At 71.7% G+C, this 22,565-nt stretch carries 22 protein-coding genes and 2 pseudogenes; 10 read left to right on the forward strand and 14 right to left on the reverse strand.

Features of this window, described 5'->3' with window-relative positions:
• Positions 1-371 (forward strand): annotated as a pseudogene (locus ABZ896_RS33910) (adenosine deaminase); the annotation flags it as partial.
• A gap of 18 nt (positions 372-389) precedes the next feature.
• Positions 390-1,076, forward strand: a complete 687-nt coding sequence (locus ABZ896_RS33915) for a glycerophosphodiester phosphodiesterase (protein WP_360937429.1) — start codon at positions 390-392, stop codon at positions 1,074-1,076.
• Positions 1,077-1,680: 604 nt separating this feature from the next.
• Here the strand turns inward: ABZ896_RS33915 and ABZ896_RS33920 are convergent.
• Entirely contained in the window at positions 1,681-2,280 is a 600-nt protein-coding gene (locus tag ABZ896_RS33920; protein WP_360937431.1) for an NAD(P)-binding domain-containing protein, read from the reverse strand.
• A gap of 79 nt (positions 2,281-2,359) precedes the next feature.
• Between ABZ896_RS33920 and ABZ896_RS33925 the strand changes: the two genes are divergently transcribed.
• The gene (locus ABZ896_RS33925; protein WP_360937433.1) at positions 2,360-2,719 is read left to right on the forward strand and encodes a helix-turn-helix domain-containing protein; all 360 of its coding nucleotides are present in this window, start codon (positions 2,360-2,362) and stop codon (positions 2,717-2,719) included.
• On the opposite strand, the gene ABZ896_RS33930 is transcribed toward ABZ896_RS33925, so the two are convergent.
• On the reverse strand, positions 2,701-4,371 hold the full coding sequence (locus ABZ896_RS33930) for a sigma-70 family RNA polymerase sigma factor (protein ID WP_360937435.1): 1,671 nt from the start codon (positions 4,369-4,371) through the stop codon (positions 2,701-2,703). The genes ABZ896_RS33925 and ABZ896_RS33930 overlap by 19 nt on opposite strands.
• 230 nt (positions 4,372-4,601) lie before the next feature.
• Here ABZ896_RS33930 and ABZ896_RS33935 point away from each other — a divergent pair, with 230 nt between their 5' ends.
• Positions 4,602-5,735: a serine hydrolase domain-containing protein gene (locus tag ABZ896_RS33935; protein WP_360937437.1), complete on the forward strand. Its 1,134-nt coding sequence runs from the start codon at positions 4,602-4,604 to the stop codon at positions 5,733-5,735.
• Here ABZ896_RS33935 and ABZ896_RS33940 read toward each other — a convergent pair.
• The 8 genes from ABZ896_RS33940 to ABZ896_RS33975 all read right to left on the reverse strand — a co-directional run bounded on the left by ABZ896_RS33940 (position 5,728) and on the right by ABZ896_RS33975 (position 12,544).
• Entirely contained in the window at positions 5,728-6,237 is a 510-nt protein-coding gene (locus ABZ896_RS33940) for a hypothetical protein (protein ID WP_360937439.1), read from the reverse strand. The two genes, ABZ896_RS33935 and ABZ896_RS33940, sit on opposite strands and share 8 nt — an antisense overlap.
• 57 nt (positions 6,238-6,294) lie before the next feature.
• Entirely contained in the window at positions 6,295-6,750 is a 456-nt protein-coding gene (locus ABZ896_RS33945; RefSeq protein WP_360937441.1) for a hypothetical protein, read from the reverse strand.
• On the reverse strand, positions 6,734-7,225 hold the full coding sequence (locus ABZ896_RS33950; protein WP_360937443.1) for an RNA polymerase sigma factor: 492 nt from the start codon (positions 7,223-7,225) through the stop codon (positions 6,734-6,736). The genes ABZ896_RS33945 and ABZ896_RS33950 overlap by 17 nt, the downstream gene beginning before the upstream one ends.
• 84 nt (positions 7,226-7,309) lie before the next feature.
• Positions 7,310-7,909 carry a class F sortase gene (locus ABZ896_RS33955; RefSeq protein WP_360937497.1) on the reverse strand — a complete coding sequence of 200 codons (600 nt, stop codon included), beginning with the start codon at positions 7,907-7,909 and terminating at the stop codon, positions 7,310-7,312.
• Between the two features lie 221 nt (positions 7,910-8,130).
• Positions 8,131-8,505, reverse strand: coding sequence for an MYXO-CTERM sorting domain-containing protein (locus ABZ896_RS33960; RefSeq protein WP_360937445.1), 375 nt, complete (start codon positions 8,503-8,505; stop codon positions 8,131-8,133).
• 448 nt (positions 8,506-8,953) lie between these two features.
• Positions 8,954-10,411 (reverse strand): MFS transporter, encoded by a 1,458-nt coding sequence (locus ABZ896_RS33965; RefSeq protein WP_360937447.1) that lies wholly within the window; start codon positions 10,409-10,411, stop codon positions 8,954-8,956.
• 281 nt (positions 10,412-10,692) lie between these two features.
• Positions 10,693-11,475 (reverse strand): peptidoglycan-binding domain-containing protein, encoded by a 783-nt coding sequence (locus ABZ896_RS33970; protein ID WP_360937449.1) that lies wholly within the window; start codon positions 11,473-11,475, stop codon positions 10,693-10,695.
• A 70-nt stretch (positions 11,476-11,545) separates the two neighbouring features.
• Positions 11,546-12,544, reverse strand: coding sequence for a helix-turn-helix domain-containing protein (locus ABZ896_RS33975; protein WP_360937451.1), 999 nt, complete (start codon positions 12,542-12,544; stop codon positions 11,546-11,548).
• Between the two features lie 205 nt (positions 12,545-12,749).
• On the opposite strand from ABZ896_RS33975, the gene ABZ896_RS33980 reads away from it, so the two are divergent.
• A complete protein-coding gene (locus ABZ896_RS33980; RefSeq protein ID WP_360937453.1) occupies positions 12,750-13,523 on the forward strand; it encodes a GltA in 774 nt (257 codons plus the stop codon).
• A gap of 151 nt (positions 13,524-13,674) precedes the next feature.
• Here ABZ896_RS33980 and ABZ896_RS33985 read toward each other — a convergent pair whose 3' ends face one another.
• Positions 13,675-13,920: a hypothetical protein gene (locus ABZ896_RS33985; RefSeq protein WP_360937455.1), complete on the reverse strand. Its 246-nt coding sequence runs from the start codon at positions 13,918-13,920 to the stop codon at positions 13,675-13,677.
• 93 nt (positions 13,921-14,013) lie between these two features.
• Here ABZ896_RS33985 and ABZ896_RS33990 point away from each other — a divergent pair, with 93 nt between their 5' ends.
• Complete coding sequence (locus ABZ896_RS33990; protein WP_360937457.1) at positions 14,014-14,364, forward strand: hypothetical protein; 351 nt, start codon at positions 14,014-14,016, stop codon at positions 14,362-14,364.
• A gap of 12 nt (positions 14,365-14,376) precedes the next feature.
• On the opposite strand, the gene ABZ896_RS33995 is transcribed toward ABZ896_RS33990, so the two are convergent.
• The 3 genes and pseudogenes from ABZ896_RS33995 to ABZ896_RS34005 form a co-directional block, all read right to left on the reverse strand.
• Entirely contained in the window at positions 14,377-15,567 is a 1,191-nt protein-coding gene (locus ABZ896_RS33995) for a spermidine/putrescine ABC transporter substrate-binding protein (RefSeq protein ID WP_360937459.1), read from the reverse strand.
• Positions 15,568-16,229: 662 nt separating this feature from the next.
• Positions 16,230-16,468, reverse strand: a pseudogene (locus ABZ896_RS34000) (response regulator); the annotation flags it as partial.
• Between the two features lie 299 nt (positions 16,469-16,767).
• The gene (locus tag ABZ896_RS34005) at positions 16,768-18,207 is read right to left on the reverse strand and encodes a gamma-aminobutyraldehyde dehydrogenase (RefSeq protein WP_360937461.1); all 1,440 of its coding nucleotides are present in this window, start codon (positions 18,205-18,207) and stop codon (positions 16,768-16,770) included.
• A gap of 170 nt (positions 18,208-18,377) precedes the next feature.
• On the opposite strand from ABZ896_RS34005, the gene ABZ896_RS34010 reads away from it, so the two are divergent.
• The 4 genes from ABZ896_RS34010 (at position 18,378) to ABZ896_RS34025 (ending at position 22,503) form a co-directional block, all read left to right on the forward strand.
• Positions 18,378-18,902 (forward strand): Lrp/AsnC family transcriptional regulator, encoded by a 525-nt coding sequence (locus tag ABZ896_RS34010; RefSeq protein WP_360937463.1) that lies wholly within the window; start codon positions 18,378-18,380, stop codon positions 18,900-18,902.
• Positions 18,903-18,921: 19 nt separating this feature from the next.
• Positions 18,922-20,286 (forward strand): aspartate aminotransferase family protein, encoded by a 1,365-nt coding sequence (locus tag ABZ896_RS34015; protein WP_360937465.1) that lies wholly within the window; start codon positions 18,922-18,924, stop codon positions 20,284-20,286.
• Between the two features lie 193 nt (positions 20,287-20,479).
• Positions 20,480-21,220: an ATP-binding cassette domain-containing protein gene (locus tag ABZ896_RS34020; RefSeq protein ID WP_360937467.1), complete on the forward strand. Its 741-nt coding sequence runs from the start codon at positions 20,480-20,482 to the stop codon at positions 21,218-21,220.
• On the forward strand, positions 21,202-22,503 hold the full coding sequence (locus ABZ896_RS34025) for a hypothetical protein (RefSeq protein WP_360937469.1): 1,302 nt from the start codon (positions 21,202-21,204) through the stop codon (positions 22,501-22,503). Before ABZ896_RS34020 ends, ABZ896_RS34025 begins: the two co-directional genes overlap by 19 nt.
• The last annotated feature ends 62 nt before the right edge of the window (positions 22,504-22,565 follow it).

A 22,565-nucleotide genomic window follows, 5' to 3' on the forward strand; every position in this document is an offset into this window, starting at 1 on the left:
GCATCGGCCACGGCACGAACTCCTTCCGGGACCCGAAGCTGCTCACGCATCTCGCGGAGGCGCGCATCCCGCTGGAGGTGTGCCCGACGTCCAACATCGCGACCCGGGCGGTCAGCACCCTCGACGAGCACCCGATCAAGGAGTTCGTGAAGGCGGGGATCGTCGTCACGATCAACTCCGACGACCCGCCGATGTTCGGCACGGACCTGAACAACGAGTACGCGGTCGCCGCCCGTCTCCTCGACCTCGACGAGCGGGGTCTCGCGGAGCTGGCGAAGAACGCGGTCGACGTGTCGTTCCTCGACGAGCCCGGCAAGGCGCGGATCCGCGAGGAGATCGACACGTACACCGCCTCGTGGCTCGCGCCCTGACCCCACCACAATGGGCGCATGCAGAAGCTGACCGCCGTGGCGCATCGCGGCGACCCCTACCGCGTCCGTGAGAACACGATCGACTCGCTGCGTGCCGCGCTCGCCCTGGGCGCGGACGCGGTCGAGGTCGACGTTCGGCTCACCAGGGACGGCGTCCCGGTCCTGCTGCACGACGAGACACTGAAGCGGCTGTGGGGGCACGACCGTCCGCTGCTCTCCCTGTCGGCGGCGGAGGTGCGCGGTCTGTCGGACGGGAAGGTCCCGACACTGGCGGAAGCCCTGGACGCCACCGAGGACACCCGGCTGATGCTCGACCTGCCGGGCACGTCCGAGGTGCGGGTGGCCCGCCGGATCGTGGACGTGGTCCGCGAGGCGGGTGCGGCGGACCGGGTGTACTACTGCGCGGACGCCCGGGCGATGCTCGCGGTACGCGCCGCGGACCCGGCGGCCGAGATCGCCCTCACCTGGACGTCGTCGGCCCCGCCCCGCCCCGCCCTCCTCGACGCGGTACGCCCTCGCTGGCTCAACTACCGCTTCGGCCTCCTCGACCGCCCCCTCGCCGACCGCATCCACGCCGACGGCTACCTCATCTCGGCCTGGACCCCGGACACCCGCCGCTCGATGCGCCGCCTGGCCGCCCTGGGCGTCGACTCGATGACGACGAACAGGGTGGACGTACTGTGCGCCCTGCGCAACGGCGGCTAAGCGCTCCGCTGGATGTGCCGCATTGTGCCGTCGTTCGGCTGCGGCGCCGTCGTGGCTGGTCGCGCAGTTCCTCGCGCACCTTGCCGGCGCCGCCGAACCACGGCCGACTTCACCAGGCCCGCTTGGCGGCCCGGAGACGCGAACGCGGGGCGCCCGCCGCCGCCCGAGCCAGTCACGCGCGCCCCCAAGGCCGACTCCTGCCGCCACACCGATCGTGCACGACCCCGAGCCCGCCCCCGGCGCCACGCCCGATCGAGCGCGACCGCAAGGCCGACTCCCAGCGCCGCCCCCTAGGCCTGTCCGGCGGATCAGGCCGGCTGCAAGAAGCGGTGCCAATCAGCGCAGGTGAGCGGGGCGGTGGGGGCCCCTCCCGCGCGAGCGAAGCCGAGCGTGGGGGGGCGTTCGGCTGCAAGGCGGAGGAGCCGTGCCGATCAGCCGCTACCGCGGCGGGCGACGCGATGGGGGTGCCCCCGCGCGAGGTTGTTCGAGCGTGGGGGAGTCGGCGACCGACGACAACGCCGCTGGGGGCACCTCCCACGCCCTTGAGGCAGTGGGGGAGGGCGTGCCCAGCCCCGCGACGCCGGCATGATCCGCCGGACAGGCCCTAGCCCCGCGCCCCCGAGAAGTCCCGTGGCGGTGAGATCGCCTGGGCGTCCGCTCCCTCCCCCACCCACAGCCGGATCAGCAGTGCGGCCGTGGACTCCAGCAGCCCGGACTGTTCCAGTGCCCCGGCGTTCAGCGGCTCGCAGCCGAGGTCGCATACGAGGTGTCGTACGACGGACAGGGCCTCCTGGTCGTCGCCGCACAGCGGGACCGCGAGGGGGCGGCCGTCGAAGACCGGTGGGGTGAGGCGCCAGACGTCCTCGTGGCAGAGGTTGAAGGCCTTCACGACCCGTGCCGTGGGCGCGGCCGCGGCGATGCGCTCGGCGGCCGCCGGACCGCCCGCCGTCAGCAGTCGGAACCCCGGCCCCACCGGGTTGGTGCAGTCGATCAACACCCGCCCGCGCAGGGCCTCTTCGAGCCCTCCCACCACATCGACGACCACCTCGTACGGCACCGCGAGCAGCACCGCGTCCGCCCCGTGCTCCGCCGCCTCCCGCAGCCCGCCCGAGCGGCTCCCGCTCACCACCTCGTGCCCGGCCCGCCGCCACTGCGTCCCGAGCGCGTCCGCCATCCCGCCGTTGCCGAGAATCCCGATCCGCACACTGCCTCCCGCATCCGCCAAGACACCTGCCACGACATCTGCCACGACAGTAGGAACCCGCTCAGGCACCATTCGGTACGTGACCCGTGACCTCGCCTTCCTCGCCGACTGCCGCACCCGGCTCGCCTTCGACCTCGTGGCCAACACCTGGAACCCGGTGGTGATCTGGGCGTTGAAGGACGGCCCGAGACGCCCCGGCGACCTGCGCACGCACATCGGCGGCATCAGCCAGAAGGTGCTGACCGAGGCCCTGCGCCGCCTGGAGTCCAACGGCCTGGTCGAACGGCGCGCGTACGGCGGCTCGCCACCCCGGGTCGAGTACGGACTCACCGCCCTGGGGCGGACGTTGCTCGCCCCGATCGGCGCCTTCGGCACCTGGGCCCACGACCACGGCGACGAGGTGCTGGCCGCGCAGGACCGCTACACGCGGGACGCCTGAGGGACGGTCGCGGGGTCGGCCGGGGTCGCGCGGGTGAGGTACTGCGGGACGGGGGTGTCGTCGCCGCCGGTGTCACGGACCAGGCCGTAGCGTCCGGCGCCCTGTGCGGGGCCGGTGGTGATGTCCTTCTCCGCGGCCTCCCAGGTGGAGGGGAAGACGCTCAGGCCGTAGTCGGCGCCGCGTTCGTTGACGGTGAGCGTGACGCTGCCGTCGAGGTAGAAGTACTCGTTCTGCCACATCTGCTGGGTCCCGGCGGGCGGCACGGCATAGCCGACCGTGGAGTTGCCCATCCCGGTCGCGGTGGGGTCGGTGGCGCTGACCGGGTCGTCCATACGGCGGCCGCCACCGGAGGCCACGTGGAAGAGCTTGCCCTTGAGGCCGGTCCAGGAGGGCATGACCAGGGTGCCGGACCGGTACTGCGGGGAGATCTGCCAGCGCACCAGGACGTAGCCCTCGCCGGTGAGCGTGACGGCGTCCCCGCGGTGGTTCATGACGGCATGCGCCCCGCCCGTGCTGGTGACGCCGGTCTCGGGCCGGTGCGGAAGCGCGGCGGGCGGGGTGCCGGGGGCGGGCGCCCTGTCGACGGCGTCCACGACACTGCCGTAGAGGGCAGTCCTCTTCGGGGTCGGCGTGGGTGAGGGGGAGGGCGTTGGCGAGGAGGTCGACGGCGGGGCCGACGGGGCGGGGGGCCGGTACGTGCTCGCCGCCGTGGGGGTGATCGCGGCGCGGGGCGGCGGGGCGTCCGGGGTCTGGGTGACGACGTAGGCGCCGCCCGCGACGATGGTCGCGCCCGCGGTGGCCGCGACGACGGGCTGGGTGAGGGCGCTCATCACCTTGGCGGTCCAGCCCACGGACGCGGCCGTCGCGGTGGCGGCCGCCGCCGTCTTGCCGCCGAGGGCCAGCGAGAGGGTGAAGCCGACGGGCACCGGGACGAGCGCGATGCCGACCAGGAGGCGCTCCGCCGGTACGACGGACTCGCGGGTGTCGCCGCAGTAGCCGCAGCCGCGGATGTGCCGGGCGAGCCGCTTGCGCCAGACGGAGTCGGGGCGGCCGCCCCAGCGGGCGGTGAGTTCGCGCAGGTCGGGGCAGGCGCCGTCGAGGGCGCGGACGATACCGCGGGAGGTCTCCAGGCGCTCCTTGACCCGCTGGACGCGCACGGCGGCGTGCTGGCGGCTGATGCCGACGGCGGCGGCGAGTTCCCGGCGGGTGAGGTCGCCCGCGACCTCCAGCCACCACAGCGACAGCAGTTGCCGGTCCTCGTCGTCGAGCCAGCGCACCGCCTCCGCGACCTCCCGCCGCTGCCCCTCCAACTGGAGTCTGAGGACGGTGAGTTCGGCGAAGTCGGCGGACTCGCCGGCGGCCGACTCGTCCAGCGGGGCGGGTTTCCTGCGGCGGGCCCGGTCCCGTATCTGGCGCATGGCGATGGCGACCAGCCAGGACCGGAAGCTGTCCGGGTCGCGCAGGCTGCCGATGTTGTCGACGGCCCGCAGCATGGTCTCCTGGACGACGTCGTCGACGTCGGCGTGACCGTTCAGGGCGCGGCCGACGACGTTGTAGACCAGCGGCAGCCAGCCCTCGACCAGTTCGTCCAGCGCCTGCCGGTCGCCGGCCCGCGCGGCCGAGATGGTGTCCCGCCACTGCCGTGTGTCCACGTCGTCCTTCCGGCCGGTGCCCCTTCGCGAGTGGAGACGGAGTGAAGGGCTCCGCGATAACAGTTTTTCGCCCCGGTGAGCCCCTAGGTGGATTCCCCGACAACTCCGTTGCCGAGAGCTGGAGTTGCTCAGGGGCCCACCAGGGTCGGGGCCCTCCTCGCCGACGATCCCGCCGTCGCGGCGACCCCGCAGGATGATCACACACATCCCACATCCCCAGGAGTCCACGCATGCGTGACATCCGTCGCAGAGGCATCCTCACCGGGACCCTCGCCGTCCCCCTGGCCGCCGCCCTGCCGGCCCCGGCGGCCCAGGCACGCACCGCCTCCGGCCCGGACACCGACGCCCTGCGTACGGCGATCGCCGGGCTCCCGAACGCGGACGCCACGGCGGCGCTGGTGCGGGTCGGCGGGCGGGACGGCGTCTGGCGCGGCAGTGCGGGCGTGCACAACCTGGCGAGCGGCCGCCCCGCGCTCGCGGGGGCGCGGTTCCGGGCCGGGTCGACGACGAAGGTGGTGACGGGGTCGGCGGTGCTGTGCCTGGTGGCCGAGGGGCGGATCGATCTGCGCGCGCCGATCCAGTACTACCTGCCCGGCTACCTCGGCCGGCGGTTCCGGCCGGTCACCGTACGGCAGTTGCTCACGCACACGAGCGGGATCCCGGGCGGCGACACCCTCGGCGACACGTTCGAGGAGCTGTACGCGCACCGCTTCGACACCCTGACCCCGCAGCAGGTCGCCCTGTCGGCGGGCGCGCGGGAGCCGAAGTTCCGTCCCGGGAGCCAGGAGGACTACGCCAACACCAACTACACGTTCCTCGGCCTGCTGATCGAGAAGGTGACCGGGCGGCCGTACGCCTCCGAGGCGCGCCGGCTGGTGCTCACGCCGGCCGGGATGCGGGACACCTACTTCCCCGGCACCGACCCCCGCATCCGCGGCCCGCACAACCTCGGCTACGAGAAGGTCGAACGGGCCGACGGGACCACCGAGTTCCTGGACGTCACCGAGTGGAACCAGGCGGACCGGTTCGCGGCCGGGGACATGATCTCCACGACCGCGGATCTGGAACGGCTGCTCACCGCCCTGTTCCGGGGCCGGATCGTGCCGAGGTCGCAGATGCGCGAGGTGTTCGCGGTCCCAGGGGACGTCCCCGGCGCGAGTTACGCCGCGGGCGGCCTCCAGCGCTTCGAGATCGACGGGACGGTCTACTGGGTCAAGTCCGGCGGCCGGTACGGCTACAACTCCGCGCTCGCCGGCACCCGCGACCTCCGCCGCACCGTCGTCTACTCGGTCAACTCCACCTACGCGAAGAGCGAGGACGTGAACCCGGTCATCACCCGGATCATCACGGCCGCGCTCAAGTAGCGGGGACCGCCCGGGCGTTGCCGGATGCCTCCAGCCGCTTGATCCTCCGCCGTACGACATACAGCGGGATCACCCCGAACACCCCGAACGACATGTCGATCACGCTCCACCAGAACGGGATCCCCCGGACCGGCCCGCAGACCAGGGCGAGCGGGATGATGCCGGCGCAGGCGATCATCCCGAACTCGACGACCCAGATGTTGCGGACGGGGTCGCGGTAGGGGCCGTAGAAGGCGACGGCGATGACGAGATGGGCGAAGGCGAGCCAGTCCGTGCCGTAGAGGAGGAAGGGGTAGTCGCTGTCGGCCGTCTCCAGGCCCTCGCGGACGCGGGTGATCCAGTCCGTGAAGGCGTCCGGCGCGGGCAGGTGGCCCAGCAGCGACTCGGTCCAGCGCAGTTCGTGGACCAGGGGGAAGGCCGTGGCGCCGCTGAGCACCAGGCAGACGACGAAGAAGGCCAGCCATGCGCGGATGTCCCTGAGTTGGGCGGCTCTGTCGCTCATGGCAGCAGCGTACGCCCGTAATTGAACACGTTCAAAAGAGGTTTCCGGTGGTGTGCGTCACCTCTCCCCGGGTGCCCCCTCCTCCGTGCGGACCGTCGACGGCTCGACAGCCGGGGCCTGGTTCGAGGACATGTCGGACGGGGTGGCCGAGGGGAGGAGGGGGCGGCTGGTCGGCGTGGAGTCGTCGGGGCCAGGGGCCTTCGAGGGCACGGCGCTCGGGACCGGCGTGGCCGAGCGGTCGGGTGCGGGGGTGGTCGCAGAGGGCGGTGCCATCGGGATCGTGGGAGTGGTGGGGCCGTCGGAGGACGTGAGCCGCAGCGGCAGGACGACGAGGGCGGCGACCGCGCAGGTCGCGGCGGCACCGACGGCGGCGCGCAGCGCCTTGCGGCGGGACGCGCCACGGCGGATCGCCTCGTAGTGGCCGGGCGGTGCGCCGAGGAACTCGGCGGGGGGCCGCAGGAGGACGGCGAGTTCGTCGTCGGGGTCCGGGCCCTCGTCAGAGTGTGTGATCAAGGCTTCTCCTCAGGTGGGCGCGGAGCAGTTCGCGGGCCGCGTGCAGGTCGGCCTTGACGGTGCCCTCCTTGCGTCCGGTCAGCACGGCCACATCCCGGATCGGCATGTCAGCGTAGTAGTGGAGCAGGATCGGCACCCGCAGCCGTTCGGGCATTGACTGCACGAGCAGCCGGACCGAGGGGTCCGACTGCTCGGGATGCGGGGCGACCGCGACCTCGGTGGTGACCCGGCGCACCGCCCTGCGCTCGCGCTCCAGCTTGCGCCAGTGGTCGCGGACCAGGTTGGCGGCGGTGACGTAGAGGAAACCCCGGGGTTCCTCCACGGCCGTCCAGCGGGCCCAGAGCCGGGTGAACGCCTCGGAGGCGATCTCGTGGGCCGTCCCGTCGTCGTCGACGAGCCGGCGGCACCAGCCGGCGAGGCGTGGGTAGAGGGCGGCGAACAGTTCGGACGCTGCCTTCTCGCGGGACCGTTTCAACGTTCTCCATAGGGTGGTGGCGTACGCGGAGGAAGAGCCCGGACCGGCGGGCGGGGTTCCCGCCGGTCCGGGGTGCGGACGCCGTCAGGGGCGGGTGGAGCGCAGGGCCGCGAAGACGATCACGTTGTCGAGGTAGCCGTCGCCGGTCCGGGCGCCGCCGCAGGTGATGAGCCTGAGCTCCGGCCGGTCGACATCGCCGTAGACCTCCTCGGTGGGGAAGTCCGCCTTGGCGACCGTGCGCACCTCGGTGACGGCGAACACCGCGGACCTGCCGTTCTTCAGGCGGGTCACGATCTCGTCGCCCTCGCGCAGCTCCGTGAGGCGCCGGAAGACGCCGTCGCCGTAGGGGCCGACGGTGACATGGCCGAGGATCACCGACGGGCCCTTCTGGCCGGGGGTCGGCGAGTGCTCGTACCAGCCGGCCCGGTCGTGCGCGACGATCGGCGGCACCTGCACGGTGCCGTCCTTTTCGAGGCCGAGCGTCATCAGCGGGGTGTCAACCCCGATGGCCGGTACCTTCAGCGCGACGGGCGTCGAACGCCCCAGCGCGGCAACGGACTTGGCGGTGGACGACGTACCGGCGGAACTCCCGTCCGAGGCGCGCGTGGCCGCGGGCCCGTCACCCGAGCCGACCGAACCGCCCGAGCCACCCGAACCGCCGCAGCCGACGAGCAGCGCGGCCAGTGCGACGCCGACGAGGACACGGCCGCCCGCACGAGAGCTACGACGACCTGCCGCGCCGGAGCCACGACGGCCGGTCGCGCCGCTTGAGTCCGGCTCCGCGGGGAGTTTCGCGAGGACGGCGGAGCCGCTCCCCGCCACCCTGTCCGGTGCGGCGACCGCAAGCCGGCCCGCGCCGGCCCGCCCCCGCCGCACCCTTCCGCCCCGCGCCCGCCCGGAGTCCGTCATCCCTCGTTCGTCCGCCGGCGGCGGAGCAGCACGACCGTGCCGCCGGCCAGGACGACGGCGGCCGCCGCGCCCCCGCCGATCAGCGTGCCCTGGGAGGAGTTCGAGGAGGTCGGGGCCTCGCCGGTGTCGGGCGCTCCGCTGGGGACGACCGAGACCTGGTCCCGGGAGTCGGAGGGGGCCACGCTCGGCGCCAACTCCGAGTCGGGCACCTTGCTCGGGACCGCGCTCGGCTGGGTGCCCTCGCTCGGCGCCTGCGTGGAGTCGGCGACGGTGGGGGCGGCGCTCGGGGAGTCGTCGGCGAACGCGGGCATCGCGCTCGCCAGGACGGCGGTGCACGCGAGGGCCAGGGCACTGAGGCCGGTTCGACGCATGGGTCGCTCTCTCTTTCATCGGTCGCCCGACCGGTGACCCGGCGGGCGGTGGCGTTGATCGAGCGAAGAGACGACCCGCACCGGACCCGGGTTGCAAAGAGCTGGCAAAGTCACGCGAGGGGACACCCGACCGGCAGCCGGATGCCCCGGGGGCGTGTCCGGCGGATCCTGCCGGCGTCGCAGGGCTGGGCACGCCCGTCTACCGCGTTGTCGTCGGTCGCCGAAGCTCCGCTTCGCCCGCCGCGGCAGCGGCAGCGGCAGCGGCAGCGGCAGCGGCAGCGGCAGCGGCTGATCGATACGTCTCATCCGCCTCGCAGCCAGGCCCACCCAGCCCCGCTCACCTGCACCCGCCGGCACCATCGCCTGCACCCGGCCCGATCCGCCGGCCAGGCCCTCGGCAGCCCTGCGTCCGCCGGGCCCGTACGTCCGTCGGGCCCGGCCGTGTGCGTCAGGCCGCCTGGGCCACCTCCGCCTCGTCGAGCCGCTTGCTCCTCGGCACCAGCGTGACGAGCAGCGTGCCGAGCGCACAGCAGCCGACGACGAGCCAGAGCCCGTTGGTGAAGCCCGCGTCGAGGTAGAACTGCGTGCCCTTGAGGACGACCCCGTGCTGGGACATGACCACGAAGGCCAGCTGGGAGACGACGATCTGGGCGACGCCCTGCGCGAGGGTCTGGGCCCCGTTGGCGAGCGCCTGCTCCTGCGGCGACACCACCTCGATGATCATGATGGGCACGACGGCGACGACCATGCCGGTGCCGAGCCCCGCGATCAGCCCCATGCCCACGATCTGCGGCCCGCTGTGGTGCAGCTGCGTGCCGATGCCGTAGCCGACGACGGTGAGCGCCGAGCCGAGGGCGAGCAGCCGGCGGGCGTCCACCCTGCGGGCGATCCACCCGGTGCCCACGGCCCCCAGGATGATCATCGCGCTGATCGGGCTGGTGACGATGGCGTTGTGGGTGCCGGACCAGCCCAGCCCCTCGGAGACATGGGGGATCGCCGGCATCAGCACCAGCATCTGGATCACCACACCGACCGCGCTGAGCGAACCGGCCGCGACCGACGTGGCCAGCAGGACCGTCCACACCGGACGGCGACGCGTCATGCTCGGCGGGAAGAGCGGTTCGGCGACCCGGCGCTCGACCAGCACGAAGGCGACCAGCGCGACCACCCCGCCCGCGACGAACCCGGCGAACTTCCCGCTCCCCCAGCCCCATTGCGACCCCTCGCCGACGGCGTAGACGATGAGGGTGACGCCCGCGCCGAGCAGGATCCCGCCGATCCAGTCCATCCGCCCGCCGAGCGGGCGGACCGGGCTCTCGGGGACGAAGACGGCCACCATGACGAAGCTCACCGCGGTGCTGACCGCCATGAACCACAGCACCCCGCGGAAGCCGTAGTCGTCCAGCAGCCAGCCCGCCAGGAACGGCCCGCCGAAGGCGACCAGGCCGACACCGCCGGCGAGGATCCCGTTGGCGAGGCCGATCCAGCGGCGCGGCAGGATGTCGCGGATGATCGCGTATCCGAGCGGCATGGTGGCCGCGTAGAGCCCGGCGACGGCCCGGCCGATCAGCAGGGTGCGGTAGTCGGTGGCGACGGCGGCGATCAGGTCGCCGACGAAGCCCAGCCCGGTCGCGATCAGCAGCACGCGCTTCTTACCGAACAGCGCGGCGGCCTTGACCATGAACGGCAGGAAGAAGGTGCCGCTCAGCAGGGTCATCAGGGTGAACCAGGCGATCTGGGTGGTCTGGAAGTGGATCGCGACGTCGGCCTGGGCGATGCCGGACAGCGCGGCGACGAGGGACACCAGCTGAACCGTCCACAGCAGCGCGACGACGATGAGCACATGCCGCGCGGTGGATCGGGGTCTGTCGTCCGCCTGCGGCGGAGTGATCTTCGTCTGGGACATGGGGAGGCCTTCCGTCGACCGTCGGGGGGCGCGGACGTAACGTAGACCTAACGGTCGGTACAATCAATGGTCCGGACGGAAGTCTCTCCCAGCAGTGCGTTTCTACGGCACTCAGGGCCAGGGCGGCAGGTCAGAGAGGGACGCCTTCGCGCGGGCGAGCGGGTGGGTGGAGCCGTCCTTCGGTCGGAGGAAGCCCATTCCCGAATCCATGGTGTAGCGGTTACACCATTCCCCTCACCGGAACACCCGCCCGCCCGCGCTCCCCCCGGCCCCCGCCTTCCTCAGAAGCGGCCCGCGTTGAGCGCCTTCTGAAGCCCCTTCGTGGTGTCCGGCCCCCAGACCCCGTCCTGTGTGACACCGACGTGCGCCTGGAGGGCCTTGATCGTCTGAGGCCCGACCTGACCGTCGACCGGCACATGGAGGTGACTCTGGAGAGCCTTCTTGGTGTTCGGCCCGAACTGCCCGTCGGGGGTCACCTTCAGCACCCACTGCAGTGCCTTGGTGCTGTTCGCCCCGAACTGACCGTCCACGGCGAGCGGGCAGTACGGGTTGCCGTTCGAGGACGGCGGAGTCGGGGAGCCGGTACCGCCGCCGGGCAGCCGGAGGTAAGTGAGGGGCTTGTCGTGCGAGTTCGCCTCGTCCTGCAGCGTGGTCTTCAGCGGCCCCTTCTCCTGGCCGTGGGAGACGCACAGCGCGCCCAGCCCCTTGGCCGCGCTCTCGACGAGGACCACCACGTGCTCACCCCCGCCGGGTCCGAAGACCACGAAGTCACCGGGCTGGGTCTCGGCCGCGGTGATGTGCTCGCAGTGGCCGAGCATCGTGCCGGTGTACCCCTGTCCGTCGAACCCCGAGCCGTTCGGGTCCCCGGCCCCGCTCCACTTCGCCATGAGCGTGGCGAAGCCGGAGCAGTCGGTGGTGAAGGGGAGGTGGTGCACGGCGATGCCGACGGGCATGGGCCGCGTCTCCGCGTAGTGGATGTCGGCCTCGTGCTGGACCCCCCAGAGACAGTTGCTCACCATCGCCTGACGGACCTGTGCCGTGGTCGCCTGAACTGTCGTACTCATCCTGCACTCCTGTTCGTGAACCTGTTGGACACGGTGTCAGTGCGCAGGGGGTGACGTCGTTGGCGCAGCGTCACCGGTTCATTGACGCTACGTCCACTGCCGCGGCGCCCGCCCCGAGGGTCTGGCGGCGGTAGTCGCCCGGGGGCACGCCGTGCGCCGCGCGGAAGGCGCGGTTGAAGTCGGCCGCGTGCGGGAAACCCCAGCGGGCGCCGAGGGCGTGCACCGGATGGTGGCGCAGCCGCGGATCGGCGAGGTCGGCCCGGGCGCGCTCGATGCGCAGATGCCGTATCCAGGCGGCGACGGTCCGTTCGCGGTGCTGGAAGAGCCGGTGCAGATAGCCCAGCGATATGTGGTGGTGGGCGGCGATCGTCGCGGGGGTCAACTCCGGGTCCGCCAGGTTGAGTTCGACGAACGCCTCGATCCGCGCGAGGAGCGCCTGACGCCGGGTCTCCGGACTCAGCCGGTCCTCGGCGTCGATGTACGAGGCCAGGGTCGCGGCGGCCAGGTCGAGGGCCACCTCCCCCAGCCGCTCGACCTCGCGCTCGCCGACCTCGCCCCGCCCGATGACCCCGGCGACGCTGACGATGTAGCGGGCGAAGACGGCGCTCATCCCGGTGCCTCCGGGGATCACTTGCGCGAGCAACGGGTTCAGCCGCTCCGGACGCAACGGCAGGGTGGACCTGGGCACTTGAAGCATCACCATCTCGCCGCGGCCCGTCCCGGGCAGGGCGCGGGTGTCCATGGGCTGGGAGGTGTCGTGGAGCAGCAGGTTCCCCGGGTGCAGCCGGGCCTCGTTGTCCCGCTGGGCCATGTAGAGGTCGTTCGCCAGGATGAGGCTGAGTCCGTACCTCTCGGGGTCCGAGCGGCGGACCATGGCCGACGAGCGCACGGATCTCAGCTCCGGGTAGTCGATCGTCGTCAGCAGGACCCGGCCCAGCTCCGCCACGGTCACCGTGGACCGGAAGTCGCCGACGTGCGGGCTGCTGACCATCGACGGGACGATGTCCTGGGCCATCTGCTCGCACCACCACGGAAAGCGGTCCGCGGCCGGCAGATCCTCACTGCTCATGGTCACGATCACGTGCGTCCTCCCCCGGAAAGTCTCCGAAAACAGGACAGCACAGCAGATTCAACGCACTGTCATGGAACCCCAAAAGGGGCCCTTCGCCCTTGCAACCACTGGGTCAACTCACCGATCTCTTACATACGTTGACCGCTCGGCCGGCCGAGCCGTTCGCTGAACCGGGTCCCCCTGGTCCGCGTTGTGACTCCTGATGCCGACGATCACTGTTCTGACGCCCGTGCACGACGGCGGGTACGTCTACCTACGCGAACTGTACGAGTGCCTGCGCACACAGAAGCTGCCCGCCGACTGGCGGCTGGAGTGGGTGGTGCAGGAGGACGGGCGGACGTGCGGGCAGCTGGACGCCGTTCCGGATACACCCTGGATCTCCAAGGGCGCCGGCCGCTGGGGTGGCGCCGCCCAGGCCCGCACGCTGGGGTTGGCGCGTGCCACCGGGACGCTGCTGCGCTGCGTCGACTGTGACGATCTGCTGCCCGACCAGATGTCCCTGGCCCGCGACATCGAGGTTCTGGAGGCCCATCCGGAGTTCGGCTGGACGGTCGCACCGTGCCTGGACCTCCACCCCGACGGCCGTCTGGAGCGGGGACCGTACGATCCGGGCTGGGGCCCGCTGCCGGAGCGGGCGCTCCTGGACGGTGCCAGGCGTGGTGAACTGCCGGTGATGGGAACCACGTTGACCGCCCGTACCGACCTGGTACGTCTCGTCGGCGGCTGGCCCGCCGTCCCGGCCTTCGAGGACGCCGCCCTCCTCCTGTTCTGCGAGGCGGTCAGCCGGGGGTGGATGCAGCCCGAGCCGGGCGAGCTCTACCGCAAGCACCCCGGGCAGCACACCGTCACCGCGGCCTACCACGACGAGGAGGAGAAGAGAGTGCGCCAGGAGATCGTCATCGATCGTGCGGAGGCGCTGCGTGCCTCCGGCTGGCGCTGGCGGCCGACGCCCTCGCCCGACGGGAGCCGCCGGTGACGGACGGCCTCGCGTCCGTGCTGTGGCTCGGCGGCCCGCCCGGGGCGGGCAAGAGCACGGTCGCCCGGCTTCTCGCCCGGCGCCACGGACTGCGGTGGTACAACGCCGACGCCCGCACCTGGGAGCACCGCGACCGGGCTGTCGACGCGGGTCATCCGGCCGCCCTCCGGTACGAGGAGACGCCGGTCCCGGACCGCTGGTCGGCGCCCATGGAGGACCGGCTCGCGATGTCCCTGCACCACGTACGGGGCGCCATGATCCGGGACGACCTCCGGGCGCTGCCGCCCGCACCGCTGACGATCGCCGAAGGCACACCGATCACGCCGGAGGTGGTCGGCAGCGGCCCGGCCCTGTGGCTCCTGCCCACCCCGGAGTTACGGCGCGCACGCCTCGACAAGCGTGAACTGCTCCCCGGTGTAAGGGAGTTCTACGAGTACCTGGGCGAGGTGATCGTGGCGGAGGTGAGGCGGTCCGGGGGGGGCGGGTCGTCGTGGTCGACGGTTCGCGGAGTCCGGAGCAGGTCGTCACAGAGGTCGAGGAACACTTCGCCGACCTGCTCGCCCACGGGCCCTCGGCGACGAGCCGGTCGGAGCGGCGGCAGCTACTCCGCCACGCCAACCGTGCCTTCGTCGTCCAGTACCGGACCTTCTTCACCCGGCCGTGGGCGCGGGCGCTCGGCAACACGTCGGACGTCGTGCTGTCCTTCTCCTGCGAGTGCGCGCGGCGGGACTGCGAAGAACAGGTCGACCTTGCCGTGGCCGACTTCCCCCCGCCCCCCGACGACACCTCACCTCCACTGCTGGCCCCGGGGCACGACATCCGCTGGAGACAGGCGCCTTGACCACGGACAGGCCTACAGCCCCACGATCACGTTCCACCGCTTCGCGAACGCCACCCGTTCCGTGGACGTGATGTCGCGGGCGATGGCGAGGCGCCCCCGCATCCCGGTGTCGGGGAAGATCAGTGGGTTCTCGGCGAGGGCCGCGGTGTCCTCGTCCTTGGAGGCCGCGAGGACGTCCTGGGCGGCGGGGACGGGGCAGACGTAGTTGACCCAGGCGGCGAGTTCGGCGGCGACCTCGGGCTCGTAGTAGTAGTCGACGAGCCGCTCGGCGTTGGCCTTGTGCAGGGCGCGGTCGGGGATCATCAGGGAGTCCGACCACAGCTCGGCGCCCTCCTCGGGCACCACGAAGCGGATGTCGGGGTTGTCGGCCTGGAGCTGGATCACGTCGCCGGAGTACGCCTGGCAGGCCAGGACGTCCCCGCTGACCAGGTCCTTGGTGTAGTCGTTGCCGGTGAAGCGGCGGATCTGCCCGTTCCCGACGTACGTCTCGACCTCGTCGCACACTGTGTGGAAGTCGTCGGCGGTCCACTTCGTGATGTCGACGCCGTTGCCCTGCATCAGCAGCGCGAAGGCCTCGTCGAGACCGGACAGAAGGGTCACCCGGCCCTTGAGGTCGCTCGCCCAGAGGTCCTTCACCTGCCGGATCTCGCGGCCCAGCTTCCTGCGGTTGTACGCGATGCCGGTGATCCCCGACTGCCACGGCACGGTGTACTCGCGGCCGGGGTCGAAGGCGGGTGAACGCAGCAGCGGGTCAAGGTACTTGGTGACGTTCGGCTGGTTCGCCCGGTCCATTTCCTGGACCCAGCCCAGCCGGACGAACCGCGCGCACATCCAGTCGCTGATGACGATCAGGTCGCGGCCGGTCTGCTGGTGGTTCATCAGCGCGGGGCTGATCTTGCCGAAGAACTCGTCGTTGTCGTTGATCTCCTCGACGTAGTCGACGGATATCCCCGTCTTCTCCTCGAAGGCGTCCAGCGTCGGCCGCTTCGTCGAGTCGTCGTCGTCCGTGTCGATGTAGAGCGGCCAGTTTGCCCAGGTCAGCCGCTTGTCACTGGCGGAGAGGTCGGTGACGGCACGGTCGCCCGGGGACACGTACGCGGCGGGCACCCCGCACCCGGCGAGACCCCCCAGCACCGCCCCGCCACCGAGCGCGCGCAGCAGGGTCCTACGGGAGGGCGGGGGCGTCTTCGGTGTGAGGGGCATGGCCGCAGCATGCCCTCCGGGGCGGTACGGCGACAATCGACGCAGCGTCCACCCGAACGGGGCGCGGCGGACACCCTGTCGAGCGGTCACCCCCAGGTCACCGGGGCCCGGACAGCCGTCGCACAGAAACCTCTCCCGGGAGTCGCCCCTCACTAGGCAACGCGACCTCCATCTCGTCCAGCCCCCTGACCGACCCGCACCTCGTCTCGCTCACCGTCTCCGTCGTCCGCTACGACAACCTGCACGGCCGCCCCCGCGGCGGCGTCTGCTCACCGTTCCTCGCGGACGCCCCGCAGGACACCCCCGTACCGGTCCACGTCCAGCGCTCCCCGCACTTCCGCCCGCCCGCCGTGCGCGGCGACCACCGCCACCACGATCGACAGGCCGAGCCCCAGTGCGTCCCGCTTCCGCGCCCGCTCCGGCCCGCCCAGTCGCCGGAACGGCTGGAAGGGCCCCCTCCGCCTGCTCCGCCTGCTCCGCCGGGATCACCGGCCCGCTGTTCTCGATCCGCAGCCCGGGCCGCCCCGACGCGTCGAGCCCCGTCCACAGCCGCACCCAACTCCCCTCCCCCTCCGGGAGGTTGTGCCACACGGCGTTGTCGGTGAGGTTCACGACGTAGTCGACGGATATCCCCGTCTCCTTCCCGAAGACGATCACGTTGTCGAGGTAGCCGTCAGCATCAGCACCCATGCCCGACTGCCGCCGGCGGCGAGCGTCCGGCACACCCGGTCGCCGTGCAGCCCCGGCAGATCACGGTCGAGGACGACGACGTCGTAGCCGTTGCTCCCGGCGGGCTCCAGCGCGGTCGGGCCGTCGAAGGCCAGGTCGACCGCCCTCCCCTCGCGGCCCAGCCCCCGGCGACCGTCTCGGCGAGCTCCTCATGGTCCCCGACCACCAGCACACGCCTGCGGTCAGCGTGGCCGGGCCCAGGTCACAGCGGCCGCGCCGACGAGATCACCCTGCGAGTGCAGGCGGTCCCCGACAAGAACAGAGCCACCCCGACCCCGAGGAAGTTCCCGACGGCCCTCAAGCCCTGCGGGCCCGGCAGGCCGCGCACCTAGAACACAAACCCGCAGCCCCGGAGGGGAGTTCGCTCTCCTCCGGGGCCACGGCAACGCCCTGAGGGGCGCGGGGCTGCATCGACTTGCGGCTCCGCCACGTGGGCGCGACCAGCCGCCCCGCCCCCGACCCGCAGCCGAACTACGCGTCGAGCGACGTCATCACATGCTTGATCCGCGTGTAGTCCTCGAACCCGTACCCCGAAAGGTCCTTGCCGTAGCCGGACTTCTTGAAGCCGCCGTGCGGCATCTCCGCGACCAGCGGAATGTGCGTGTTGATCCACACGCACCCGAAGTCCAGCTTCTTCGACATCCGCATCGCCCGGCCGTGGTCCTTGGTCCACACCGAGGAGGCGAGCGCGTAGTCGACCCCGTTGGCCCACTCCACGGCCTGCTCCTCGTCGGAGAAGGACTGCACGGTGATGACCGGCCCGAAGACCTCGTTCTGGATGATCTCGTCGTCCTGCTTCAGCCCGGACACGACGGTCGGCGCGTAGAAGTACCCCTTGTCACCGACCCGCTGACCGCCCGCCTCGACCTTCGCGTGCGCGGGCAGCCGCTCGATGAACCCGGTGACCTGCTTGAGCTGGTTCGGGTTGTTCAAAGGACCGAACAGCACGTCCTCGTCGTCCGGCTGGCCCGTCTTCGTCTCGGCCGCCGCCTTCGCGAGCGCCGCCACGAACTCGTCGTGGATGGACGACTGCACGAGCACGCGCGTGGCCGCCGTACAGTCCTGCCCGGCGTTGAAGAACCCGGCGACGGAGATGTCCTCCACCGCCTTCGCGATGTCGGTGTCCTCGAAGACGACGACGGGAGCCTTGCCGCCCAGCTCCAAGTGGACCCGCTTGAGGTCCTTGGACGCGGACTCGGCGACGGACATGCCGGCCCGCACGGACCCGGTGATCGAGGCCATCGCCGGCACCGGGTGCTCGACCATCAGACGGCCCGTGTCCCGGTCACCGGTGATGACGTTGAAGACCCCCTTGGGCAGAATCCCGCCGATGATCTCCGCGATGAGAACGGTCGACGCCGGAGTCGTGTCCGACGGCTTGAGAACCACCGTGTTGCCCGCCGCGATCGCCGGCGCGAACTTCCACACGGCCATCATCATCGGGTAGTTCCAGGGCGCGACCTGCGCGCAGACCCCGACCGGCTCACGGCGGACGATCGAGGTCAGGCCCTCCATGTACTCACCGGCGGACCGGCCCTCCAGCATCCGCGCCGCACCGGCGAAGAACCGGATCTGGTCGACCATCGGCGGGATCTCCTCGGACCGCGTGAGCCCGATCGGCTTGCCGGTGTTCTCGACCTCGGCCGCGATCAGTTCCTCGGCGCGCTCCTCGAACGCGTCGGCGATCTTCAGGAGGGCCTTCTGCCGCTCGGCCGGGGTGGTGTCACGCCAGCCGGGGAAGGCGGCAGCGGCAGCGGTCATCGCCGCGTCCACGTCCGCCTGCCCGGACAGCGGCGCGGTCGCGTACGCCTCACCGGTCGCGGGGTTGACCACCTCCGTGGTCCGTCCGTCGGCGGCGTCCCGGAACTCACCGTCGATGTAGTTGCGCAGACGACGCAGCTCGGTGCTCACTGCCGGCCTCCTGAAGGGGTTGGAACTGTCCACTGACTGAGACACCCACCCTAATCCGGCGGCCCACGTTTTCAACACCCCCGATCGCACCAAGGCTGCGAAATCCGCAGGTCTCCGTAGCGTAAACAACGGATTTCATTGCTACGGCCTTGCGGAAGTGTCGAGACGTCGTGCACAGTGACGTCGTGGCCAGTCGAAGCACAGACCCCAGGGACTCACGGGTCGTCCGCGAGTCCAGGAACGGCACCCCGCATCTGGATGCCGTCTCCCTCGCCATCATCGAACAGCTCCAGGAGGACGGCCGCCGCCCGTACGCCGCGATCGGCAAGGCCGTCGGCCTGTCCGAGGCGGCCGTGCGCCAGCGCGTCCAGAAGCTGCTCGACCAGGGCGTGATGCAGATCGTCGCCGTCACGGACCCGCTCACCGTGGGCTTCCGGCGCCAGGCGATGGTCGGCATCCACGTCGAGGGCGACGTGGAGTCCGTGGCCGACGCGCTGACCTCCATGTCCGAGTGTGAGTACGTGGTGATGACCGCCGGCTCCTTCGACCTGATGGTGGAGATCGTCTGCGAGGACGACGACCACCTGCTGGAGGTCATCAACCGCCGCATCCGGGCCATCCCCGGCGTGCGCTCCACCGAGAGCTTCGTTTACCTGAAGCTCAAGAAGCAGACCTACATGTGGGGAACCCGATAACCGTGAGGACCCGATAACCGTGAGCACCAAGGACCTCAGCCAGACCGCGTACGACCACCTGTGGATGCACTTCACCCGCATGTCCTCGTACGAGAACTCCCCGGTCCCCACGATCGTCCGGGGCGAGGGCACCTACATCTACGACGACAAGGGCAAGCGCTACCTCGACGGTCTCGCGGGCCTGTTCGTGGTCCAGGCCGGTCACGGCCGCACGGAACTCGCCGAGACCGCCTTCAAGCAGGCGCAGGAGCTGGCGTTCTTCCCGGTGTGGTCCTACGCCCACCCGAAGGCCGTCGAACTCGCGGAGCGCCTCGCGCACCACGCCCCCGGCGACCTCAACAAGGTCTTCTTCACCACCGGCGGCGGCGAGGCGGTGGAGACCGCCTGGAAGCTCGCCAAGCAGTACTTCAAGCTGGTCGGCAAGCCCACCAAGTACAAGGTGATCTCCCGCGCGGTCGCCTACCACGGCACCCCGCAGGGCGCCCTGTCGATCACCGGTCTGCCGGGCCTCAAGGCCCCCTTCGAGCCGCTGGTCCCCGGCGCGCACAAGGTCCCGAACACCAACATCTACCGCGCCCCGCTCTTCGGCGACGACCCGGAGGCCTTCGGCCGCTGGGCCGCCGACCAGATCGAGCAGCAGATCCTCTTCGAGGGCCCGGACACGGTCGCGGCGGTCTTCCTGGAGCCGGTCCAGAACGCGGGCGGCTGCTTCCCGCCCCCGCCCGGCTACTTCCAGCGCGTGCGCGAGATCTGCGACCAGTACGACGTCCTGCTGGTCTCGGACGAGGTCATCTGCGCCTTCGGCCGCCTCGGCACCATGTTCGCCTGCGACAAGTTCGACTACGTCCCGGACATGATCACCTGCGCCAAGGGCATGACCTCGGGCTACTCCCCGATCGGCGCCTGCATCATCTCCGACCGCCTGGCCGAGCCGTTCTACAAGGGCGACAACACCTTCCTGCACGGCTACACCTTCGGCGGCCACCCGGTCTCCGCGGCCGTCGGCCTCGCCAACCTCGACCTGTTCGAGCGCGAGGGCCTCAACCAGCACGTCCTCGACCACGAGGGCGCGTTCCGCTCGACCCTGGAGAAGCTCCACGACCTGCCGATCGTCGGCGACGTCCGCGGCAACGGCTTCTTCTACGGCATCGAACTGGTCAAGGACAAGACGACCAAGGAGTCCTTCAACGACGAGGAGACCGAGCGCGTCCTGTACGGCTTCCTCTCCAAGGCCCTCTTCGACAACGGCCTCTACTGCCGTGCCGACGACCGCGGCGACCCGGTCGTCCAGCTCGCCCCGCCGCTGATCTCCAACCAGGAGACCTTCGACGAGATCGAGCAGATCCTGCGCGCGACGCTCACGGAGGCCTGGACCAAGCTGTAACCCCTCCCAGCGATTCAGCGGCTTATACGGCCCGGGGTGCGCCCGTCCGAGTGACAGGCGCGCACCCCGGGCCGTGTGCTGTACGGCGTCCCGCCCCCGCCTCCTTAGCGTGCCTGGTAACCGATCGGCCCTGCTTTCGTTCCCCCGCACGGGGGATGGCAAGGCACAACGGACCAGAACGAGGTGTACGCCCATGGAGGCTCCGCCGGACAACGACGTGCTCTGGGCACGCTCCCTGCACTTCACCCACCGCGACGGCTCACCCGCGCTCCAGGGCGTCTCCCTGGGTGTGCGCGAGGGCGAGATCCTCGCCGTGACCGGCCCGCGCGGCAGCGGCAAGACCACCCTGCTCGGCTGTCTCTCGGGGCTCACCCCGGCCCAGCGGGGCGAGGTCTGGTTCAACAGCGTGCCCGTCCACACGATGGGCCCGATGACCCGCGAACGGCTGCGCCGGGACCGCTTCGGCTGGATCGACCCGGCCCCGGCGCTGGTCCCCGAGCTGAACGCCTGGGAGAACGCCGCCCTCCCCCTCATGCTGCGCGGCACCAGCCGCCGGCGCGCCAAGGTCGCCGCCCTGGAGTGGCTGGAGCGCCTCGACATCGGCGACCGGACCCGCAAACGCCCGCACGAACTCCGCCAGTCCGAGCGGCAGCGCGTCTGCATCGCCCGCGCCCTCGCCCCGGCCCCGTCGGTGCTGTTCGCGGACGAGCCGACGGCCCCGCTGTACCGGGCGGACCGCGCCCACGTCCTGCGCACGCTCACCACGGCCGCCCGCTCGCACGGCATCACGGTGGTCCTCGCGACGCACGACGCCGACACCGCGGCCCTCGCCGACCGCACGGTCACGCTCCTGGACGGACGCCGGGTCAACACCGTGCACCTGCCCCCGATGGCCGACCCGGAAGGCCGCACCGCGTGCTCGCTCTCCGTCTGACCTGGGCCGCCCGCCCCGCCGTACAGCTGCGCCGCCTCCTGGTGGCGCTGGCCTCGGCGGGCACCGGCTTCCTCCTCCTGTGCGCCCTCGGCCACGCGATCAGCCACCCCGAGGACCCCACGGGCGCGGCACTCCGCCTCGCCTGGTGCCTCACCCCCCTTGCGGCCACGGTCCACTTCGCCCTCGCGGTGGCCCGCACCGACCCGGGCACCCGCCCCCGCCCCGGCCTCGCCGCGATCGGCCTGGGCCCGGCCCGTCTGATGGCCGTATCGGCCACGACGACAGCCCTGTCCTGCGTCCTGGGCTCGATGCTGGCCCTCCTCGTCTTCCTCCACCTGCGCGGCGACCTGACGGGCATGCCCTTCGACGGCGCGGGCGCGGACTTCCTGGCGGCGGACTCCCCCCTCCCGCTACCGGCCGCCCTGACGCTGCTGGGCCTGGTACCGGCGATCGCCTCGACGACGGTGGCGCTGGTGCTGCGCCCCCGGGACGACCGGCCGACGTCGACGCGACGGTCGTACGGCAGATTCGGCGCGTACGGCAGGACGGCGGGCAAGGAGACCTTCGGAACCTACGGCCGCTTCGGTACGCGTTTCCGCCCGCTCACCCGCCCTGTGCCCGCCCCCGCGGCTCCCCCCGCCGACGAAGACCAGCCCGCCCCGGACGCTCTCCCCGCTCCACCCCACGAGTCCCCGCGAGGCCTCCCCTGGGGCATCACCATCCTCGCCGCGGGCCTGGCCGTGGAGGCGTACGCGAACCGCGCCACCCCGACCACCCCCCTCCCCGGCGGTCTCACCGGCACCCCGTCCGTCCTGATCGGCTGGATCCTCACCGCGGTCGGTCTCGCCACCGCCGGCCCCGGCCTCACCCATCTGTGCGGCCGTCTCCTCCAGTCCGCGAGCCCCGGCGCGCTCCGGCTCCTCGCGGGCCGGATCCTGATGACGGAGGCGACCCGTATCGGCCACCCCCTCGGCATCGTCTGCGCGGTCGCCTCCGGTGCGTACGCCATGGCCGCCCTGCACGACTCCAGCCGTCCCACCTTCGGCCCCCTGACCACGCTCGGCCTGCTCCTGGTCACCGGCTGCACCCTGGCCACCCTGCTCACAGCCGCCGTGGAGGCGAAGCACGCCCGGTCCGACACCACGGCCGCGCTCGTGCGCCTCGGCGCCCCCGCCACGATGCTGCGCAGCGCTGCCGCCCTGCGCGCCGGTGCCCTGCTGAGCCTCTTCGGCCCACTGACCCTGGTCGTGGCGGAGCTGGCGGCCCTTCCGCTGATGCACTGAAAAAAATCCGTCGCCGCCGATGAGTTCCGTCCGGGCCCCCGGTCTACCTCATCGAACAGCAC

Source organism: Streptomyces sp. NPDC047072 (assembly GCF_040643855.1).
GTDB lineage: Bacteria > Actinomycetota > Actinomycetes > Streptomycetales > Streptomycetaceae > Streptomyces.